The organism is Citrobacter sp. RHBSTW-00671 (assembly GCF_014103415.1).
In the GTDB taxonomy this organism is placed as follows: domain Bacteria; phylum Pseudomonadota; class Gammaproteobacteria; order Enterobacterales; family Enterobacteriaceae; genus Citrobacter.
Window position 1 is genome coordinate 1,402,303 of sequence record NZ_JABXPR010000001.1, and the last position, 19,943, is coordinate 1,422,245.

General features: G+C 53.5%; 21 protein-coding genes. 7 read left to right on the forward strand and 14 right to left on the reverse strand.

Translation table 11 applies throughout. The features are described from left to right. The first annotated feature begins 45 nt into the window (after positions 1 to 45). Positions 46 to 1,092, forward strand: a complete 1,047-nt coding sequence (gene ansB, locus HV261_RS06720) for an L-asparaginase 2 (RefSeq protein WP_040232083.1) — start codon at positions 46 to 48, stop codon at positions 1,090 to 1,092. A gap of 114 nt (positions 1,093 to 1,206) precedes the next feature. Here the strand turns inward: ansB and hemW are convergent, their stop codons facing one another. Genes hemW through HV261_RS06745 form a run of 5 tightly spaced genes read right to left on the reverse strand, consistent with a single transcriptional unit; the run spans position 1,207 to position 4,513 of the window. Continuing rightward, on the reverse strand, positions 1,207 to 2,343 hold the full coding sequence (gene hemW / locus HV261_RS06725) for a radical SAM family heme chaperone HemW (RefSeq protein WP_202037790.1): 1,137 nt from the start codon (positions 2,341 to 2,343) through the stop codon (positions 1,207 to 1,209). After that, entirely contained in the window at positions 2,336 to 2,929 is a 594-nt protein-coding gene (locus tag HV261_RS06730) for an XTP/dITP diphosphatase (protein WP_202037791.1), read from the reverse strand. Before HV261_RS06730 ends, hemW begins: the two co-directional genes overlap by 8 nt. Positions 2,930 to 2,936: 7 nt before the next feature. Further along, positions 2,937 to 3,227: a DUF167 family protein YggU gene (yggU, locus tag HV261_RS06735; RefSeq protein WP_202037792.1), complete on the reverse strand. Its 291-nt coding sequence runs from the start codon at positions 3,225 to 3,227 to the stop codon at positions 2,937 to 2,939. Beyond that, complete coding sequence (locus HV261_RS06740; RefSeq protein ID WP_003825417.1) at positions 3,224 to 3,790, reverse strand: YggT family protein; 567 nt, start codon at positions 3,788 to 3,790, stop codon at positions 3,224 to 3,226. Before HV261_RS06740 ends, yggU begins: the two co-directional genes overlap by 4 nt. 18 nt (positions 3,791 to 3,808) lie before the next feature. Then, positions 3,809 to 4,513 (reverse strand): YggS family pyridoxal phosphate-dependent enzyme, encoded by a 705-nt coding sequence (locus HV261_RS06745; RefSeq protein ID WP_202037793.1) that lies wholly within the window; start codon positions 4,511 to 4,513, stop codon positions 3,809 to 3,811. Positions 4,514 to 4,530: 17 nt separating this feature from the next. Between HV261_RS06745 and HV261_RS06750 the strand changes: the two genes are divergently transcribed. After that, positions 4,531 to 5,511, forward strand: a complete 981-nt coding sequence (locus HV261_RS06750; protein ID WP_202037794.1) for a type IV pilus twitching motility protein PilT — start codon at positions 4,531 to 4,533, stop codon at positions 5,509 to 5,511. Here the strand turns inward: HV261_RS06750 and ruvX are convergent. From ruvX to metK, 8 genes are all read right to left on the reverse strand, one after another. Beyond that, complete coding sequence (gene ruvX / locus HV261_RS06755; RefSeq protein WP_182269195.1) at positions 5,508 to 5,924, reverse strand: Holliday junction resolvase RuvX; 417 nt, start codon at positions 5,922 to 5,924, stop codon at positions 5,508 to 5,510. The two genes, HV261_RS06750 and ruvX, sit on opposite strands and share 4 nt — an antisense overlap. Further along, positions 5,924 to 6,487 carry a YqgE/AlgH family protein gene (locus HV261_RS06760; protein ID WP_170974365.1) on the reverse strand — a complete coding sequence of 188 codons (564 nt, stop codon included), beginning with the start codon at positions 6,485 to 6,487 and terminating at the stop codon, positions 5,924 to 5,926. The genes ruvX and HV261_RS06760 overlap by 1 nt, the downstream gene beginning before the upstream one ends. A gap of 176 nt (positions 6,488 to 6,663) precedes the next feature. Further along, on the reverse strand, positions 6,664 to 7,611 hold the full coding sequence (gshB, locus tag HV261_RS06765) for a glutathione synthase (protein ID WP_202037795.1): 948 nt from the start codon (positions 7,609 to 7,611) through the stop codon (positions 6,664 to 6,666). A gap of 19 nt (positions 7,612 to 7,630) precedes the next feature. Next, positions 7,631 to 8,362, reverse strand: coding sequence for a 16S rRNA (uracil(1498)-N(3))-methyltransferase (rsmE, locus tag HV261_RS06770; RefSeq protein WP_202037796.1), 732 nt, complete (start codon positions 8,360 to 8,362; stop codon positions 7,631 to 7,633). Positions 8,363 to 8,436: 74 nt separating this feature from the next. After that, positions 8,437 to 9,144: a deoxyribonuclease I gene (gene endA, locus HV261_RS06775; protein ID WP_202037797.1), complete on the reverse strand. Its 708-nt coding sequence runs from the start codon at positions 9,142 to 9,144 to the stop codon at positions 8,437 to 8,439. Positions 9,145 to 9,238: 94 nt separating this feature from the next. Next, positions 9,239 to 9,736, reverse strand: a complete 498-nt coding sequence (locus HV261_RS06780) for a SprT family zinc-dependent metalloprotease (protein WP_202037798.1) — start codon at positions 9,734 to 9,736, stop codon at positions 9,239 to 9,241. Between the two features lie 76 nt (positions 9,737 to 9,812). Beyond that, complete coding sequence (gene galP, locus HV261_RS06785) at positions 9,813 to 11,207, reverse strand: galactose/proton symporter (RefSeq protein ID WP_137382622.1); 1,395 nt, start codon at positions 11,205 to 11,207, stop codon at positions 9,813 to 9,815. A gap of 402 nt (positions 11,208 to 11,609) precedes the next feature. Next, positions 11,610 to 12,764, reverse strand: coding sequence for a methionine adenosyltransferase (metK, locus tag HV261_RS06790; protein WP_137382623.1), 1,155 nt, complete (start codon positions 12,762 to 12,764; stop codon positions 11,610 to 11,612). Between the two features lie 541 nt (positions 12,765 to 13,305). Between metK and yqgG the strand changes: the two genes are divergently transcribed. The 4 genes from yqgG to speB all read left to right on the forward strand — a co-directional run bounded on the left by yqgG (position 13,306) and on the right by speB (position 16,808). Further along, a complete protein-coding gene (yqgG, locus tag HV261_RS27620; RefSeq protein WP_326929133.1) occupies positions 13,306 to 13,443 on the forward strand; it encodes a small protein YqgG in 138 nt (45 codons plus the stop codon). Positions 13,444 to 13,534: 91 nt separating this feature from the next. Next, on the forward strand, positions 13,535 to 13,666 hold the full coding sequence (gene yqgB / locus HV261_RS06800; protein WP_202037800.1) for an acid stress response protein YqgB: 132 nt from the start codon (positions 13,535 to 13,537) through the stop codon (positions 13,664 to 13,666). A gap of 8 nt (positions 13,667 to 13,674) precedes the next feature. Next, on the forward strand, positions 13,675 to 15,651 hold the full coding sequence (gene speA / locus HV261_RS06805) for a biosynthetic arginine decarboxylase (RefSeq protein WP_137382625.1): 1,977 nt from the start codon (positions 13,675 to 13,677) through the stop codon (positions 15,649 to 15,651). Between the two features lie 236 nt (positions 15,652 to 15,887). Next, entirely contained in the window at positions 15,888 to 16,808 is a 921-nt protein-coding gene (gene speB, locus HV261_RS06810; protein WP_202037801.1) for an agmatinase, read from the forward strand. A 95-nt stretch (positions 16,809 to 16,903) separates the two neighbouring features. Here the strand turns inward: speB and loiP are convergent, their stop codons facing one another. Further along, positions 16,904 to 17,662: a metalloprotease LoiP gene (loiP, locus tag HV261_RS06815; protein ID WP_202037802.1), complete on the reverse strand. Its 759-nt coding sequence runs from the start codon at positions 17,660 to 17,662 to the stop codon at positions 16,904 to 16,906. A 279-nt stretch (positions 17,663 to 17,941) separates the two neighbouring features. Here loiP and tkt point away from each other — a divergent pair, with 279 nt between their 5' ends. After that, on the forward strand, positions 17,942 to 19,933 hold the full coding sequence (gene tkt / locus HV261_RS06820; RefSeq protein ID WP_202037803.1) for a transketolase: 1,992 nt from the start codon (positions 17,942 to 17,944) through the stop codon (positions 19,931 to 19,933). Positions 19,934 to 19,943: the final 10 nt, after the last annotated feature.

Genomic DNA, 19,943 nt, shown 5'->3' on the forward strand with positions numbered 1-19,943 from the left:
TGGGATGGACATAATGCAGCAAATTCAAGTAACTGGAGAAATAACATGGAGTTTTTCAGAAAAACGGCACTGGCAGCACTGGTTATGGGTTTCAGCGGTGCAGCGCTGGCATTACCCAATATCACCATTTTAGCGACTGGTGGGACGATTGCTGGTGGCGGTGATTCCGCGACAAAATCTAACTACACGGCGGGTAAAGTTGGTGTAGAAAACCTGGTAGATGCAGTGCCTCAGCTGAAAGACATTGCGGTCGTGAAAGGTGAGCAGGTAGTGAATATCGGCTCCCAGGATATGAATGACGAAGTCTGGTTAACGCTGGCGAAAAAGATTAATACCGAGTGTGATAAAACCGACGGCTTCGTGGTAACGCATGGTACGGATACCATGGAAGAAACCGCCTATTTCCTCGACCTGACCGTCAAGTGCAACAAGCCGGTGGTACTGGTCGGCGCAATGCGTCCGTCTACGGGTATGAGCGCCGATGGCCCGTTCAACCTGTATAACGCAGTGGTAACCGCCGCAGATAAAGCCTCTGCTAACCGCGGTGTGCTGGTGGTGATGAACGACACCGTTATGGATGGTCGCGACGTGACCAAAACCAATACCACCGATGTCGCTACCTTCAAATCCGTTAACTATGGCCCGCTGGGTTATATCCATAACGGAAAAATCGACTACCAGCGTACGCCTGCGCGTAAGCACACCACATCGACTCCGTTTGATGTTTCTAAGCTGACCGAGCTGCCGAAAGTGGGGATTGTTTACAACTACGCGAATGCTTCTGACCTGCCGGCAAAAGCGCTGGTTGATGCCGGTTACGCCGGGATCGTCAGTGCGGGTGTCGGTAACGGCAACCTGTATAAAACCATTTTTGATACGCTGGCAACTGCCGCGCATAAAGGTACGGTAGTCGTACGTTCATCCCGTGTACCGACGGGGGCAACTACCCAGGATGCGGAAGTGGATGATGCGAAATACGGGTTTGTGGCTTCAGGCTCGCTGAACCCGCAAAAAGCGCGTGTTCTGCTGCAGCTGGCGCTGACCGAAACCAAAGATCCTAAGCAGATTCAGGAAATGTTTAATCAGTATTAATGGCTGAAGATGGCTGCGCTTATCGCCCTAACCCTGTAGGCCTGATAAGCGTAGCGTCATCAGGCAATTTGCCGGATACGGCTCAAGGCCTTATCCGGCTACATCGTAAGCGTATTACTCCGCCAGAAACAGCTCCAGCAGTGAGTTTAAAAACAGCTTACCGTGCTGGGTAATCTGCCAGTACTCATCGCACTCGCTCAAATAGCCCTGCGCAATAGCCTCTTCAATCTGTTGACGAATAACCTCTTCGCGAAGCCCGGTGTACTGCGTGAATTCAGCGCGTGGCGCGGCTTCCAGCAGCCGGAAACGATTCATAAAGAATTCGAACGGCTTATCGGCTTCAGCAACATCACGCTGGCTTTCGAGATAACGCCCTTGCATATAGCCGCGTGGATGCCGCGTTTTGGTGGTGCGCAGGATGCGCCCGTCCGGGAAGGTGACTTTACCGTGTGCGCCGCAGCCAATGCCAAGATAGTCACCAAAGCGCCAGTAGTTCAGGTTGTGCTGACATTGATAGCCCGGTTTTGCATAAGCTGAGGTCTCATACTGTTGATATCCGGCAGCGGTCAGCAACTGGTGGCCTTGTTCAAAAATATCCCACAGCGCGTCATCGTCTGGTAATACGGGAGGACGAGATCCGAACAGCGTGTTGGGTTCAATCGTCAGTTGATACCAGGAGAGATGCGGCGGATTCAGCGCGATAGCTTGCTGTAAATCGCCCAGCGCCTCTTCCAGCGTTTGATCCGGCAGACCGTGCATCAGATCAAGGTTAAAGCTGCGTAGCCCCAGACCACTCGCCAGGTGTGCTGCTCGTTTGGCTTCTTCCGGTCCGTGGATACGTCCCAGACGTTCGAGCTTGGCGGAGCTAAAGCTCTGTACGCCAATAGATATCCGGTTGACCCCGGCGCGTTGATAATCGACGAAGCGATCGGCTTCCACCGTCCCGGGGTTCGCTTCCATCGTGATTTCTGCATCTGCCGCCAGATTCAGGCGCGCACGCACGCCGTCGAGCAGCGTTTGCATCGCCGGGCCAGAGAGCAGGCTCGGCGTACCGCCACCAATAAAGATCGTCTTTATTTCACGTCCCTGAGCGTGGGCTACCTCGGTATCCAGATCGCTCAGCAGATGTTGCACATAGTAGTCATGTGGGACTTCGCCCTTCAACGCATGCGAGTTGAAATCACAGTAGGGGCATTTCTGCACGCACCACGGGATGTGAATATACAGACTTAGCGGTGGAAGCTTAACCATTACGCAGGGCATCCAGCAGCAGCTTCAGCGCCTGTCCGCGGTGAGAAATCGCACTTTTTTCTTCACGGGTCAGTTCTGCCGCGGTTTTTCCTTCAGACGGCACAAAGAAGATAGGATCGTAGCCAAAACCACCGCTACCGGCAGGTTCGCGGGTGATTACACCCGGCCAGCTTCCGTGGCAAACAATGGGGGTCGGATCATCTGCGTGGCGCAGATAAACCAGTACGCAGTGGAATTGCGCCTGGCGCTTCTCGTCGGGCACATCCTGCAAAGTATGCAGCAACTTTTCCAGGTTCTGCCTGTCAGTCGCATCTTCACCAGAATAGCGTGCTGAATAGATACCTGGTGCGCCGCCCAGCACGTCTACTGCCAGGCCGGAATCATCAGCAATAGCAGGAAGCCCGGTAATTTGCGCGGCATGGCGCGCTTTCAGAATGGCATTTTCAATAAACGTCAGGCCGGTTTCTTCAGCGGAATCAACGCCCAGATCCGTTTGGGCAACGACATCAAGGCCGAAATCGCTCAGAAGAGAGGCGAGTTCACGCACTTTACCGGCATTGCCGGTCGCGAGGACAACTTTTTGCATGGGATACCTAATCAGTTAGCGCCGCTATTGCTGGCGGGATCTGTTGCGGATGAATGATTTTAACCTGTTTATGACGGCCAAGCTCGCCCTTCTCAATGACGATCTGGCTTTTCGCTACGCGGAACTGTTTACCGAGAAACTTCACCAGATGGCTGTTCGCTTGCCCGTCGACCGGCGGGGCAGTAATGGCGACTTTTAGCTCGTCGCCATGTAAGCCCACAATACTGTCACGGCTGGCTTTCGGCTGAATGTAGAGCCGTAAAACCAGACCGTCATCGCAGGGTGTCACGGCACTCATAGCGCCATCCACAGCCCCGGCAGCAACATATTGCCTGTCGCCTGTAATACCTCTGCGATCCCCATGTTAATGACATAGAGCAGCAGCACCAGAATCATTGGGGAGAAGTCAATTCCGCCCATGCCTGGAAGTATGCGACGGATAGGGCGCAGCAGCGGGTCTGCCAGTTGAATCAGCACGTATTCCACAGGGCTGCGGCCCTGACTGACCCAGCTCATGATTGCCATCACTAAAAGCACCCAGAAAATCAGCAATCCAATGGTTTTCAGGACGATCAGCACGGCGGCGATCCAGATGATCGGCTGGAACGTCACCACCTTAAACAGCACGATGGCTTTGATAAAGCTGAGAACCAGCGCAACCAATGCCGATGCGCTGTCGATCGGCCCCATCGGGGGAATGATGCGGCGTAATGGCCCAATAATGGGCTGGGTGATTTTCACAATAAACTGTGAGAACGGGTTGTAAAAATCGCAGCGAGACCACTGCATCCACACACGCAATAGCAGCGCCATGGTATACAGCTCAATTACCGTTGAGAGCAGGAAGGTCAACGTATTCATGGTGTTCCTTAGTTTTCCTTAATTTTTTGTGTAATCACGAGCACCAAAAATGGCAGTGCCAATGCGCACCATCGTGCTACCCGCCGCGATGGCGGCATCCATATCATCAGACATCCCCAGTGAGAGGGTGTCGATATCTGGGTAGCGTGTTTTCAACCCGGCAAATGCTACAGCCATTTGCTGGGCAACTTCAAACTGCCTTACATAATCTGACTCTGGCGCCGGGATCGCCATCAGCCCACGTAGGGTTATACGTGGTAGTGCGGCGACGTCGGCGGCCAGCGCATCAAGCTCAGCCAGCGGAATACCTGACTTGCTGTTCTCATCGCTGATATTTATCTGAATCAGTACATTCAGCGGTGGCAGATCGGCCGGGCGTTGTTCGCTCAGGCGAGCCGCGATACGCAGACGGTCGATTGTATGACACCAGTCAAAATGTTCAGCCACCAGACGGCTTTTGTTGGACTGTAGCGGGCCGATAAAGTGCCACTGCAGACCTTCAATACCGCTTTCTTTGAAGTAGCGGATCTTATCCACGCCTTCCTGAACATAGTTTTCGCCAAAGGCGCGCTGCCCTGCAACGATGGCTTCTTCGATGGCGCTCGCAGGTTTGGTTTTACTGACTGCAAGCAACGTAACTTCTTCTGAAGACCGCCCGCAACGCGTCGCGGCGGCTGAGATTTTGTCCCGGACATGTGCCAGGTTATGCGCGATATCGTTCATTTTCCGAGGATGTTCATATGAATATGGAAGAAATAGTGGCCCTTAGTGTAAAGCATAACGTGTCGGATCTACACCTGTGCAATGCATGGCCTGCGCGTTGGCGCATACGCGGAAAGGTCGAAATCGCGCCATTTGCTACGCCGGACGTAGAGACACTGCTGATGTACTGGCTCAATGATCAACAGCAGGTACAGTGGCGTGAGCAGGGGCAAATTGATTTTGCTGTTGCGCTGGCAGATTCCCGGCGTTTACGCGCCAGCGCATTCACTCACCAGCAGGGCGTTTCGCTGGCACTGAGATTGTTGCCGCTTGCCTGCCCTCAGTTAGACGAACTCCAGACACCCGCGCTCATTCCTGACCTGCTGCGCAGTGAAAATGGGTTAATTCTGGTTACGGGAGCCACGGGTAGCGGCAAGTCGACCACATTGGCTGCGATGGTGGAGCACCTTAATCAACATGTTGGGGGGCATATACTGACGTTGGAAGATCCCATTGAGTACCGTTATACCAGCCAGCGCAGTCTGATCCAGCAGAGAGAGGTCGGCGTACACTGCACTTCTTTTGCCGCCGGTTTACGCGGCGCGCTACGTGAAGATCCCGACGTCATTTTGCTGGGCGAGCTGCGCGACGTAGAAACCATCCGGCTGGCGTTAACGGCGGCGGAGACGGGGCATCTGGTGCTGGCAACGCTACACACGCGTGGGGCTGCACAAGCCATTGTGCGGCTGGTAGACACTTTTGCGGCATCAGAGAAAGATCCCGTGCGTAATCAACTGGCGGATAGCCTGCGGGCAGTGCTTTCACAGAAACTGGAAGAAGATAAGCAGGGCGGACGGGTGGCGTTATTTGAACTGCTCGTTAATACACCCGCCGTTGGCAACCTGATCCGCGAAGGGAAGAACCACCAGCTACCCGGCGTGATACAAACCGGGCAGCAATCAGGTATGCAGACATTTGCTCAAAGCTATCAACAGCGACAGGCGCAGGGACGGCTTTAGTAGCCCTGTTCGAAATAGCTTTCGAGGATCACAACGGCTGACGCGGAGTCTACTTTGCCTTTATTCAGCGCACGGTATCCACCCTGTTCAAACAGGCCGGAGCGGGCTTCGACGGTACTTAGCCGTTCGTCATGCAATGTCACGGTGACACCGAAACGACCATGAATGCGGTTGGCAAATTTGCGTGCGCGTGCGGTCAGGGGTTGCTCAGTACCATCCATATTGAGTGGCAGGCCGACGATGATTTCATCTGGTTGCCACTCTTTTAGCAGGCGTTCAATCAAATTCCAGTCCGGCGTACCGTCCTGCGCTTTGATTGCAGGCAGGGGTCTGGCTGTGCCGGTAATTCGTTGACCAATCGCCACACCAATGCTTTTGGTTCCAAAATCAAATGAGAGTAACGTTTCGCTCATTATGCATGTCCCGCCACGCCAGGCATGGTCAAAATATCTATGCCGATAAGTTTTGCAGCGTCGCGCCAGCGATCGGCGATCGGTGTTTTAAACAAAATATTGAGATCGGCGGGGGCGGTGAGCCAGGCGTTATCCAACAGTTCTTGTTCAAGCTGGCCCTTTTCCCAGGATGAATAACCTAATGCGACCAGCACTTCGGACGGTTGTTCCTGGGTGCCTAAGGTTTCTAAAACATCGCGGGATGTCGTGATGATAGTGTTATCGGAAATTAAGATACTGGATGCAAAACGGGCGGGCGGGGTATGCAGAATAAATCCGCGGTCTTCCGCCAACGGGCCGCCAAGCATCACTGCTTTATCCAGACGGATGGACGGATCGCGTCCTTCAGGCGTGATCTTCAGTTTTTCCAGAATCCCTTCAATCTGTAGGTTTTCCAGGGGTTTATTGACGATAATCCCCATCGCACCGTTCTCATTATGTTCACAGATGTACACCACGGCGCGGCGGAAAATAGGATCCTGGAGAGCAGGCATGGCAATCAGAAAGTGATGCTGTAAATTCATTGTCAGAGGTTCTGTTTCCTGGTTCAAAAAAGCAACAGCGCCCAGTATGTGGGCAAAGCGAGAAGATGTCACCCTCTGAAAATAGCGTTGCCGGATGACGGTTGCGCTTTATCCGGCCTACGGGGTGCAATTCCAGGCCGGATAAGACGCGAAGGCGCCGCTATCCGGCAACGTATTTACTTCTGGAGACGCGCCTCGATGGCATCCATCAGCATTCCGGTAATAGAGACCGGGAATTCCGCTTCGATTTCACGAATACAGGTTGGGCTGGTGACGTTAATTTCCGTCAGGCGATCGCCAATGATATCCAGACCGACAAAGATCAGACCTTTGGCTTTCAGCGTTGGTCCAATGCGACGGGCAATTTCCCAGTCGCTGTCGGTTAATGGACGCGGTTCGCCACGACCACCGGCAGCCAGGTTGCCTCGGGTTTCTCCACCCTGCGGAATGCGCGCCAGGCAATACGGTACAGGTTCGCCATCGACGACCAGGACACGCTTGTCGCCGTCTTTAATTGCGGGCAGATAGTTCTGCGCCATGCAGTAGCGGGTGCCGTGCTCGGTCAACGTTTCGGCAATCACGCCGAGGTTCGGATCGCCTTCCTTCACGCGGAAGATAGATGCGCCGCCCATACCGTCCAGCGGTTTGAGAATAATGTCGTTGTGCTTTTGCCAGAAGGCTTTCAGCTGTGCCTTGTTACGCGTGACCAGCGTTTCCGGTGTCAGGTCGGCGAACCAGGCGGTGAACAGCTTTTCGTTACAATCGCGCAGACTCTGCGGCTTGTTAACGATCAGCGTCCCTTGTTCTTCTGCACGTTCCAGAATGTAGGTTGCGTAGATGAACTCAGTATCAAACGGGGGGTCCTTACGCATCAGGATGACGTCCAGGTCTGCCAGCGGGAGATCCTGTTCGTTGTTGAACTCATACCATTTGTCGTAGTTCTGCTCGACGCTCAGAGTACGCGTACGGGCGCGGGCTTCCCCGTTTTCCAGATAAAGATCGGCCATCTCCATATAGTGAAGTTCATAACCACGACGTTGTGCTTCCAGCAGCATAGCAAAGCTGGAATCTTTCTTGATGTTGATGCTTGCGATGGGGTCCATCACGATGCCGAGCTTAATCATGTTCTTCTCCGTTTATGCCTTAGCCCAGATCGCCAAAACGCACCTGAAGCGCGGTAATGGCGGTGAGCGCAGTTGTCTCTGTACGCAGAACGCGAGGTCCTAACAGGATATCAGTAAACTGATAACGTGCGGTCATGGCAATTTCATCTGCCGACAGCCCACCTTCCGGGCCAATCAGCAAGCGGATACGCTCTACGGGTAGCGGCAGTGTGTTAATGCTGGCGCTGGCGCGCGGGTGCAGGTTCAGCTTCAACCCTTCGTCTTGTTCGGCGCACCATGTTTCCAGATCCATTGCCGGGCGAATTTCAGGTACCCGGTTACGACCGCACTGTTCGCAGGCGGCAATGGCGATCTTCTGCCACTGCTGGAGCTTCTTGTTCAGGCGTTCACTGTCCAGTTTAACGCCGCAGCGCTCAGAAAAAAGTGGCGTAATGAGGCTTACACCCAGTTCGATCGATTTTTGGATAGTGAATTCCATTTTTTCGCCACGTGACATGACTTGTCCAAGATGGATATGCAACGGTGATTCACGATCGTCGAGCTCGGCGTTAAGTACCTTCACGTCCACGCTTTTCTTACTGGCATGGGTGATTTCGGCGTCAAATACCTGATTGCTGCCGTCAAATAGCTGTAGCGCCTGGCCGGGTCCCATACGCAGTACGCGACCAATATGATTGGCGGCATCCTCACACAGTGAAATTTGGCTACCGGAAGTGATTGGTTCAGGGTGATAAATGCGGGGAATGCGCATAGTTAAACATCCGCGTCATGGCCCTGAGCTATTAAAGGCCAGGGCATGGTTAAAAATATTGACGCTAGTGTAGGTTAGCTCTTTTGCGCCTGGCAAGCGCGTTGCACATATGGGTTATGGTTACCCTGTATCTTTGCAATACGTTCATCACGTTCACACTCCCAGTCGGTCACCGGATACTGCTTATTCCAGGCGTTAAAAAGCTGGGTTTGTTGGCGGGAGAGCGTCAGGTCGTACTGGTCACGCATGTAAAAGTAGGTGCGTGCAATAGCGCCACGGGCGCGGGCTGGCGGCTCGGCAACTTTCTCTTTGAAGTCGACTTTCATGGCGCACTGTCCATATTGGCCTTCGCCGCCGTTCCACTGGCTGTACATGAAGTTTGCGCGATCGCCATTGACTTCACCTACTGCCGGCTGCAGGTTATGCATATCGCTTTCCATCTTGCGATAGACCGGATCTTTGGCGCAGTTTTTACGCCCTCCGTCCTGCCAGCACTGGCGCTGATGGCCAAATTGCCATGCCGGAACCACGTGTTCCCACTCAATTCGGCTGGCGCGGTTTTCATTTTTTCGTACTTTATAGCCGCAGGACTCGAGGTCCACGACCCCTTTTTTGCCTTGCCAGTTAATTTTACAGCCACAATAGAAATCGCCCGGCGCATCGGCGTTAACTTTGACGCCTGCCGCTTTTGCCTGAGAAAAACTGTTGATGCCTTCGGCTAAAACCGGACCTGAAAACGCAGCGGCTAACAGGGCCGCTGCAAAAGAAAGATTACGGTACATCACGAACTCCGTGTCAAAACGAGCCCGCAACGTAGCGAAAGTTGTTCCTGTATGCAATCAGTTAGATCAGAAAAGTTCCTGATAATTCTGAAGATTATTCTGCAATCAGCGGCTCACCGCAGTGGACGCAGCGGTAGGTGGCCTCACCGCGTACAACACGGTTATGTCGACGGACGGTCAGTTGGTGCTCCTGACACTTACAGCGGTAGGTAAAGGTTTTGCGCTGCACCGATTGCAGTTCAAACTGATGCGTGCGTCGGGCCGGGACGCCCAGCACGCTTTCCATCATCCATTTCCACTCTTTGCCATGCGGTGGCACGCGGCCAAAGTGCTTCCACACCAGCAAGTGTGCCAGTTCATGTGGAACCACCTCATTCACGAATGCGTCGACATTCTCCGTCAACAGTACCGGATTGAGGCGGATTTCGTAGGTTTGTAACCACGCGGTGCCTGCAGCGGTGCCGCGCTGTTGGTACACCAGCTTAGGTTCCGGATAATTACGCTCGAGCTTGAGATTGGCCTGTGCGAGTTTTTCCCGCAGGCTGCGCATAACGGCTTGCTGGATAGCGATGGGAAGACGGGAGGTTTTCATAACGCCAGAGGATAGTGCGACAGGGAAGGGACTGCAAGAGGAAGGCTTCCTCCGCTGGGGAGGAAGCCTTTGGTGATTAGTCGTGTGCGCCAATTTCGCGCAGTTTACGACCTTTCATCAGGTTACGTTCGATGTGTTCCAAAGAGACGTTTTTGGTTTCCGGAATCAGCCACAGGGTCAGGAAGATGAACAGTACGTTCAGGCCACCGTAGACCCAGAAGGTGTTGGCGCTGCCCAGCGAGTTCAGCATCGTCAGGAAGGTTGCGCCGACAATCATGTTGGCTATCCAGTTGGTTGCGGTAGAGCAGGTGATACCGAAATCGCGGCCTTTCAGCGGCTGAATTTCAGAGCACAGTACCCAAATCAGCGGACCGGCGCTCATGGCGAAACCAACAATAAACATCAGCAGCATCAGCACCGCGAAGTATTGAGCGGCTGCCGAGTGAATACCCACGTGCATCATTGTCCCCAGTACGCCCATACCGACGGCCATCACGATAAAGCCGAGGATCAGCGTAGGTTTACGTCCCCAACGGTCAACCAGGCCAATGGCGATAAAGGTTGCCAGCACGTTAGTCAGACCGACAATAACGGTCCCCCACATCTGTTCAGTGGTATTGGTATAACCCGCCAGTTCAAAGATTTTTGGCGCGTAGTACATGATGACGTTCATCCCAGTGAACTGCTGCATCACCTGTAACAGTACGCCCAGGAACACCGCGCGACGGAAGTTGCTGTTTTCTTTAAACAGCGCCCAGCCACTCTGTTTTACCTGCAGGCTTTCACGAATCTCATCCAGCTCGCGCTTAGCTTCTGCACTGGTATCACGCAGACGCAACAGGACGCGCTCGGCATCGACAAAGCGACGTTTAGCCGCGAACCAGCGCGGGCTGTCTGGCAGGAAGATAACGCCAACCAGCAGTAACAACGCCGGGATGATGATCACGCCCAGCATCCAGCGCCATGCGCCGCTGTAGCTAAACGCGGTATCGGACAGATAGGCACCAAGGATCCCGATGGTGATCATTAGCTGATACATGGAGATCATGCTGCCGCGAATTTTTTCCGGCGCGATTTCAGACAGGTACAACGGCGCGGTGTAAGACGCAACGCCGACAGCCAGACCCAGCAGTACGCGAGAAACCAGCAGTACTTCCACGTTTGGCGCCGCGGCGGAGAACAGCGAACCGGCAACAAACAGGATGGCGCCGATCATCAGGCTTTTTTTACGACCCAGTTTGAAGGAGAGCCAGCCGCTACCGACAGCGCCGACAGCTGCACCAAACATCATGGAGCTTACCACCCATTCCTGAGTGTGTGCAGTAATTTGGAACTCATCGGTGATGAAAGGTAAAGCACCCGCAATAACACCGATATCCAGGCCAAAAAGTAATCCTGCCAGGGCGGCAAGGAAGCAGACAAAGAATGTCATGGCTTTGTTGGAACGCCCCGCTTTTTTATAGTCAGGCATGATGCCCTCCGGTTGGGTAACTAGTTTTGTTGATGTTAAGGGTAGGTGAGTACGGGGTAAAAAAATGCGAATCACATCACATTAGTGTAATCGGTTACACTAGCATTCATAACGGTTATTGGTTAACTATTTGAAAGTTAACATTTTATAATGCGATTAAATATAGCTGATTGCCTGGAATTAAGACAATCCTGAAAAGTAATGTAACAGTGATGCAGGCGCGACGGAAAAGAGATGTTAACTCGTTGTGGATAGAAAAGCGGTGATGTGTAATCGCTTTCATTTTTATTGAAAGAGATGATTCACTGTATTGTTCAGGTGACGAGGCGTTGGGGGAAAATTGGGGAATAAAAAAAGACCAGCGCGAGGGCTGGTCTTACTAAGCGGACAGTCTTCAGAAAATTACTTCAGACCGGCAGCGTCACGCAGCAGTTGCGCTTTGTCGGTTTTTTCCCATGGGAAATGTTCACGACCAAAGTGACCGTAAGCTGCGGTTTCTTTGTAGATCGGGTGCAGTAGATCCAGCATCTGAATCAGACCGTATGGACGCAGATCGAAGAACTCGCGCACCAGCAGAGTCAGCTGTTCTGAAGGTACTTTTTCGGTACCAAAGGTTTCAACCATGATAGAGGTCGGTTCGGCTACACCAATAGCGTAGGAAACCTGAATCTCACAACGGTCTGCCAGGCCTGCAGCGACGATATTTTTCGCCACATAACGTGCAGCGTAGGCCGCAGAACGGTCAACTTTAGACGGATCTTTACCGGAGAATGCACCGCCGCCGTGACGCGCCATGCCGCCGTAGGTATCAACGATGATTTTACGACCGGTCAGACCGCAGTCGCCCATCGGGCCGCCGATCACAAAACGACCCGTTGGGTTGATGAAGAATTTGGTCGCAGCGGTCAGCCATTCGGTCGGCAGTACCGGCTTGATGATCTCTTCCATAACGGCTTCTTGCAGCGATTTCTGGTCGATATCTTCAGAGTGCTGAGTAGACAGAACCACGGCATCAATACCGACGATTTTGCCGTCGTCATACTGGAAGGTTACCTGGCTTTTTGCATCCGGACGCAGCCAGGATAAGGTGCCGTTTTTACGCACTTCAGCCTGACGCTGCACCAGACGGTGAGCATAGGTAATAGGTGCTGGCATCAGCACGTCGGTTTCGTTGGTTGCATAACCAAACATCAGGCCCTGGTCGCCTGCGCCCTGTTCCAGCGGATCTGCACGGTCAACGCCCTGGTTGATGTCCGGAGACTGTTTACCAATCGCGCTCAGTACCGCACAAGAGTTGGCGTCAAAGCCCATGTCGGAATGCACATAGCCAATTTCGCGAACCGTGTTACGGGTGATCTCTTCGATATCAACCCATGCGCTGGTGGTGATCTCACCGCCAACTAAAACCATTCCGGTCTTGACGTAGGTTTCGCAGGCAACGCGTGCTTTCGGATCCTGCTCAAGGATTGCATCCAGCACGGCATCAGAGATTTGGTCAGCGATTTTGTCAGGATGCCCTTCTGATACGGACTCGGACGTAAAAAGGTGTTTTGCCATATTTAATTTCACCTAAGGAGAATTTGGTTAGCTCAAACTGTCGAGTGGAATAGCCATGTGTAGAAGATTCTACCATGAGTCTGCAGATGACGGACACTGGCAGTCTGAGTGTTAATCGGTATAGATGGATTAACATCTGGACGGCTATTTTAGGACAGTTCTTCGCCTGATTTCCAGCTTTTTTTGATTGAGGTCGCATTGTACTGAAAATGTAACTGGAAATTTTTCCTGACGGTGCTGGCAATGTGCATATTTATCTTTTGCATTTTGATCTTCTTATCGGTATAAAACGCGGCGCGCGGCTCATATCCGTCATACTTCAAGTTGCATGTGCGTTGGCAGTACTCGCTCGCCCCAGTCACTTACTCATGTAAGCTCCCGGGGACTCCCTGCGTTGCCGCCTTCCAGCAACTCGAATTATTTAGGATAGACAAAAGCACACGACGTTTTCATCGTGTTGCCACTTCCAGCCGGGTTAAAACTTTAGCTTTGGCTTGTGGGTTCGTTCCGCCAGGAGCGACCGTGGAGGTGATACGAGATAATGAACCGTTGTATTCTGCTGAATCTGCCACACCATTCTGGTGTACATATGTCCCCCGCAATCTGCATCTTGCATACCTGCCGATGTTATACCCATCTCGGCGCTTCTCAGGACTCCAGGGCCGGCTACGGTCACTAAGGACTGAACAAGGGCGCTCTTGGTAAACAAGAGTTTTCTCGTGGTTTCGCCGAACCGTCAGCATTAAGTTCGGTTACGTGTTTACAATGATATGAAAAAGAAACCGGTCGCACAGTCGGAGCGTCAGCACTATCTGCTGGAAAATCTGCCTGTTTATGGGTTGTTATCGCTTCTTCGGATTGCGATAGTAGTCAACTGTTTTACACTTGTTAATAAAATCTGAGGTTCGCTATGTCTGACGACATTTTCATGGGTTCGCCTTCGTCAGCGGGCGGACAGGGTGTACTACGCTCCATGCAGGAGGTTGCAATGAGTTCCCAGGAAGCCAGCAAGATGCTGCGTACATACAATATTGCCTGGTGGGGTAATAATTATTACGACGTCAATGAATTAGGCCACATTAGCGTGTGCCCGGACCCTGACGTCCCAGAAGCGCGTGTCGATCTCGCTGAACTGGTAAAAGCCCGTGAAGCACAGGGGCAACGTCTGCCTGCGCTGTTTTGCTTCCCGCAGATCCTGCAGCATCGTCTGCGCTCGATTAACGCGGCGTTCAAACGTGCACGTGAATCATACGGCTACAACGGCGACTACTTCCTGGTTTACCCGATCAAAGTAAACCAGCATCGTCGTGTTATTGAATCGCTGATCCACTCTGGCGAACCGTTAGGTCTGGAAGCGGGTTCGAAAGCGGAACTGATGGCGGTGCTGGCGCACGCGGGAATGACCCGTAGCGTGATCGTATGTAACGGTTATAAAGACCGCGAATACATTCGCCTGGCGCTGGTCGGCGAGAAGATGGGCCACAAGGTCTATCTGGTTATCGAGAAGATGTCTGAAATCGCCATCGTGCTGGAAGAAGCCGAGCGCCTGAACGTCGTGCCACGCCTCGGTGTTCGTGCGCGTCTGGCCTCCCAGGGGTCCGGTAAATGGCAGTCTTCCGGCGGCGAGAAATCCAAGTTTGGCCTGGCGGCAAACCAGGTGCTGCAACTGGTGGAAATTCTGCGCGAGCGCGGTCGTCTGGACAGCATTCAACTGCTGCACTTCCACCTTGGTTCGCAGATGGCGAACATTCGCGATATCGCTACCGGCGTACGTGAATCAGCCCGTTTCTACGTTGAACTGCATAAACTGGGCGTAAATATCCAGTGCTTCGATGTGGGTGGTGGTCTGGGCGTGGACTATGAAGGTACCCGCTCGCAGTCCGACTGCTCTGTGAACTACGGCCTGAACGAATACGCCAACAATATTATCTGGGCGATTGGCGATGCCTGTGAAGAACATGGCTTGCCGCACCCGACGGTGATCACCGAATCTGGACGTGCTGTTACTGCACACCATACCGTACTGGTGTCGAACATTATCGGCGTTGAGCGTAGCGAACACACCGAAGCCACACCGCCGGCTGAAGATGCTCCGCGCGCCTTGCAAAGTATGTGGGAAACGTGGCAGGAGATGCACGAGCCGGGAACCCGTCGCTCGTTACGTGAATGGTTGCACGATAGCCAGATGGATTTGCACGATATTCACGTCGGCTACTCTTCAGGCACTTTTAGCCTGCAGGAACGCGCATGGGCTGAACAGCTCTATCTGAATATGTGCCACGAAGTGCAGAAACAGCTCGACCCGAGCAACCGCGCGCATCGTCCGATTATCGACGAGTTGCAGGAGCGTATGGCGGATAAGATTTACGTCAACTTCTCTCTGTTCCAGTCGATGCCGGATGCGTGGGGTATCGATCAACTGTTCCCGGTGATGCCGCTGGAAGGGCTGAACCAGGCGCCGGAGCGCCGGGCGGTGCTGCTGGATATCACCTGTGACTCCGACGGTGCTATCGACCACTACGTCGACGGCGACGGAATTGCCACCACCATGCCGATGCCGGAATACGATCCGGAGAATCCGCCGATGCTGGGCTTCTTTATGGTGGGGGCGTATCAGGAGATCCTCGGTAACATGCACAACCTGTTCGGTGATACCGAAGCGGTTGACGTGTTCGTCTTCCCTGATGGCAGTGTCGAAGTTGAGTTGTCTGACGAGGGCGATACCGTGGCAGACATGCTGCAGTACGTGCAGCTTGATCCGAATACCCTGTTGACACAGTTCCGTGATCAGGTGAAAAACACCGATCTGGACGCGGAGTTGCAGCAGCAGTTCCTCGAAGAGTTCGAAGCAGGGCTGTACGGATATACCTATCTCGAAGACGAGTAACGGTAAATGTTCAGTGGTGTTGCGCTTACCGGAGCTACGAAAGTAGGCGGATAAGGCGCAACCGCCATCCGGCAGTCAGATGCAGAGAGGGCGGCATTTACGGCGCTCACTTGAATCCGTACAAATTAACGGCGATAATTCGCCCATACAAGTAGTCACGTAAATCAATCCCTTCCTCGTCGGGCTTAACGACGCGGAGGGGATTTTTTTTCACCGATTTTATAAGAGGTCAGTACATGAGCACCTTAGGTCATCAATACGACAACTCCCTGGTTTCTAACGCCTTTGGTTTTTTGCGTCTGCCGATGAACTTCATGCCGTACGACAGCGATGCCGACTGGGTAATCACCGGCGTACCGTTTGATATGGCAACATCTGGTCGTGCGGGCGGGCGTCATGGTCCGGCGGCGATCCGTCAGGTTTCCACTAACCTGGCCTGGGAACACAACCGTTTCCCGTGGAATTTCGATATGCGCGAACGTTTGAACGTCGTGGACTGCGGCGATCTGGTTTATGCGTTTGGCGATGCCCGTGAAATGAGCGAAAAGCTGCAGGCGCATGCTGAGAAGCTGCTTGCTGCTGGTAAGCGTATGCTCTCTTTCGGTGGTGACCACTTTGTCACGCTGCCGCTGCTGCGCGCTCACGCGAAGCACTTTGGCAAAATGGCGCTGGTGCACTTTGATGCGCATACCGACACCTACGCTAACGGCTGTGAATTTGACCACGGCACCATGTTCTATACCGCGCCGAACGAAGGTCTGATCGATCCGAATCACTCTGTGCAGATTGGTATTCGTACTGAATTCGATAAAGACAACGGCTTTACCGTACTGGATGCCTGCCAGGTGAACGATCGCAGTGTGGATGACATCATTGCGCAGGTTAAGCAGGTAGTCGGTGATATGCCAGTATACCTGACCTTTGATATCGACTGTCTGGATCCTGCGTTTGCCCCAGGTACCGGTACGCCGGTGATCGGCGGCCTGACTTCCGATCGTGCAATCAAACTGGTACGTGGTATGAAAGATCTGAACATCGTCGGTATGGACGTTGTAGAAGTCGCGCCTGCTTACGATCAGTCAGAGATCACCGCGCTGGCTGCGGCAACGTTAGCGCTGGAGATGCTGTATATCCAGGCGGCCAAAAAAGGCGAATAAGTTGTTTTTGCCGGATGGCGCTGCGCTTATCCGGCCTACAAGTATCAACCCGCTGTAGGCCGGAAAGGCAACGCCGCATCCGGCACGATTAACGGTTATTTGATCCCGTCCGCGCTCATGCGATCGCGAATATGTTGCGCACGTTCTGCGGATGCCGGGTGATCGTCAAACATTGAGCTTTGACGTCCTGCCTCCAGTTTTGCCAGTTTCTCAAAGCTGGTGGCTAAACCCGCCGGGTTAATGCCGCGCTTGCGCAACAAATCATACGAGTAATCATCCGCTTCGGATTCCTGGCGTTGAGAGAACTGTGAATTCACCAGTTTCTCGCCAAGATCGCCCAGTTGTGACTGCGACAGGCTGCCGACGATGCCGCCCGCAGATGCCGCTGCAGCACGCACGGCGTTGGTGCCTAGCGCAACCTGCATACCTTTTTTCACGTGACCCAGCGCAACGTGGCCCATTTCGTGGCCGATGACTGCTTCAACTTCGTTATCCGTCATCATATCCATCAGGCCGCTGTACACGCGGATACAGCCGTTTGCCATGGCAAAGGCATTCACATCTTTCGCCATATAGACTTTGTAGTTCACTGGCTGACCGTTAATGTTGTCGCCAAGCGCAGTGGCGATTTTGCTAAGACGCGTCGCATATTCGCTGCCAGCCGGGGCGATGGTAGCTTTGCTGTCCATATCCTTACAGGCCTGATCGCTGAGCGCTTTCACCTGAGCATCGCTCAGGCTGTAGGCCTGAAACGCCTCTGCGCCAGAAGAAAGCAGTCCATTGGAGTCCATATTCTGGCAACCGGTCAATGCCGTCGCCATGCTCATAGCAAGCAGTAAAGCGCGAATTTTCATGTTTTCTCTTCCGCACAAAGTCAGGATTATTCTAAAAATTGCGTCGTTTGCAGGTAAACCGACGCTCAGCCTAAGTATAAAGAAAAGAACAATAAGCGGGCGAGTAGATTGCGCAACATGCGCGCATGATCCAGAGATTTCTGAAACAGTAAAAGGATGCTCCATGTACATGACACGCGGCTTGGGTTACATTGTTGGCACTTTTTTCCGGCGTAGCCCAAAACGCTCTGTCGTCAAGTCGTTAAGGGCACGGCCTTCATTATCCGATCTGGAGTCAAAATGTCCTCACGTAAAGAGCTTGCCAATGCTATTCGTGCGCTGAGCATGGACGCAGTACAGAAAGCCAAATCCGGTCACCCGGGTGCCCCGATGGGTATGGCTGACATTGCCGAAGTCCTGTGGCGTGATTTCCTGAACCACAACCCGACTAACCCGTCCTGGGCTGACCGTGACCGCTTCGTGCTGTCCAACGGCCACGGCTCCATGCTGATTTATAGTCTGCTGCACCTCACCGGCTACGATCTGCCGATGTCCGAGCTGCAGAACTTCCGTCAGCTGCACTCTAAAACCCCGGGACACCCGGAAGTCGGTTACACCGCAGGTGTGGAAACCACGACGGGTCCTCTGGGTCAGGGTATTGCGAATGCAGTGGGTATGGCTATTGCTGAAAAAACACTGGCGGCGCAGTTTAACCGTCCGGGCCACGACATTGTTAACCACTTCACCTATGCGTTCATGGGCGACGGCTGCATGATGGAAGGTATCTCTCACGAGGTATGCTCCCTGGCCGGTACGCTGAAGCTGGGCAAACTGGTGGCGTTCTACGATGACAACGGTATCTCTATCGATGGTCACGTTGAAGGCTGGTTCACCGATGACACCGCCAAACGCTTTGAAGCTTACGGCTGGCACGTGGTGCGTGGCGTTGATGGTCACGATGCTGACGCGATTAAGCGCGCCGTTGAAGAAGCCCGTGCGGTCACCGATAAACCGTCCCTGCTGATGTGCAAAACCATCATCGGTTTCGGTTCCCCGAACAAAGCCGGCACCCATGACTCTCACGGTGCGCCGCTGGGCGATGCTGAGATCGCACTGACCCGCGAACAGCTTGGCTGGAAATACGCGCCGTTTGAAATCCCGTCTGATATCTACGCGCAGTGGGATGCGAAAGAAGCAGGCCAGGCGAAAGAAGCGGCATGGAACGAGAAGTTCGCTGCTTATGCCAAAGCCTTCCCGCAGGAAGCCGCTGAATTCACCCGTCGTATGAAAGGTGAAATGCCGTCTGATTTCGACGCGAAAGCGAATGAATTCATTGCTAAACTGCAGGCGAACCCGTCCAAAATCGCCAGCCGTAAAGCATCCCAGAACGCGATTGAAGCGTTTGGTCCGTTGCTGCCAGAATTCCTTGGTGGCTCTGCCGACCTGGCACCATCAAACCTGACCATCTGGTCTGGCTCTAAAGCGATTAACGAAGATGCTGCCGGTAACTACATCCATTACGGTGTACGTGAATTCGGTATGACCGCTATCGCCAACGGTATCTCTCTGCACGGTGGTTTCCTGCCGTACACCTCCACCTTCCTGATGTTCGTGGAATATGCCCGTAACGCGGTGCGTATGGCGGCCCTCATGAAACAGCGCCAGGTGATGGTCTACACCCATGACTCCATCGGTCTGGGCGAAGATGGCCCGACTCACCAGCCGGTAGAGCAGGTCGCTTCTCTGCGCGTGACCCCGAACATGAGCACATGGCGTCCGTGTGACCAGGTTGAATCCGCTGTGGCGTGGAAATACGGTGTTGAGCGTCAGGACGGCCCGACCGCGCTGATCCTCTCCCGTCAGAACCTGGCGCAGCAGGAACGTACTGCAGAGCAACTGGCGAACATCGCTCGCGGTGGCTACGTGCTGAAAGACTGTGCCGGTCAACCGGAACTGATCTTCATCGCGACCGGCTCTGAAGTTGAGCTGGCGGTGGCGGCATGGGACAAACTGACCGCTGAAGGCGTTAAAGCGCGCGTGGTCTCCATGCCGTCTACCGATGCTTTCGATAAGCAGGATGCGGCTTACCGCGAATCCGTACTGCCGAAAGCTGTCTCTGCTCGCGTGGCCATCGAAGCGGGTATCGCGGACTACTGGTTCAAATACGTGGGCCTGAACGGCGCAATCGTCGGGATGACCACCTTCGGTGAGTCTGCACCGGCAGAGCTGCTGTTTGAAGAGTTCGGCTTTACCGTCGACAACGTCGTCGCGAAAGCAAAAGAACTGCTGTAATTACGGTTAC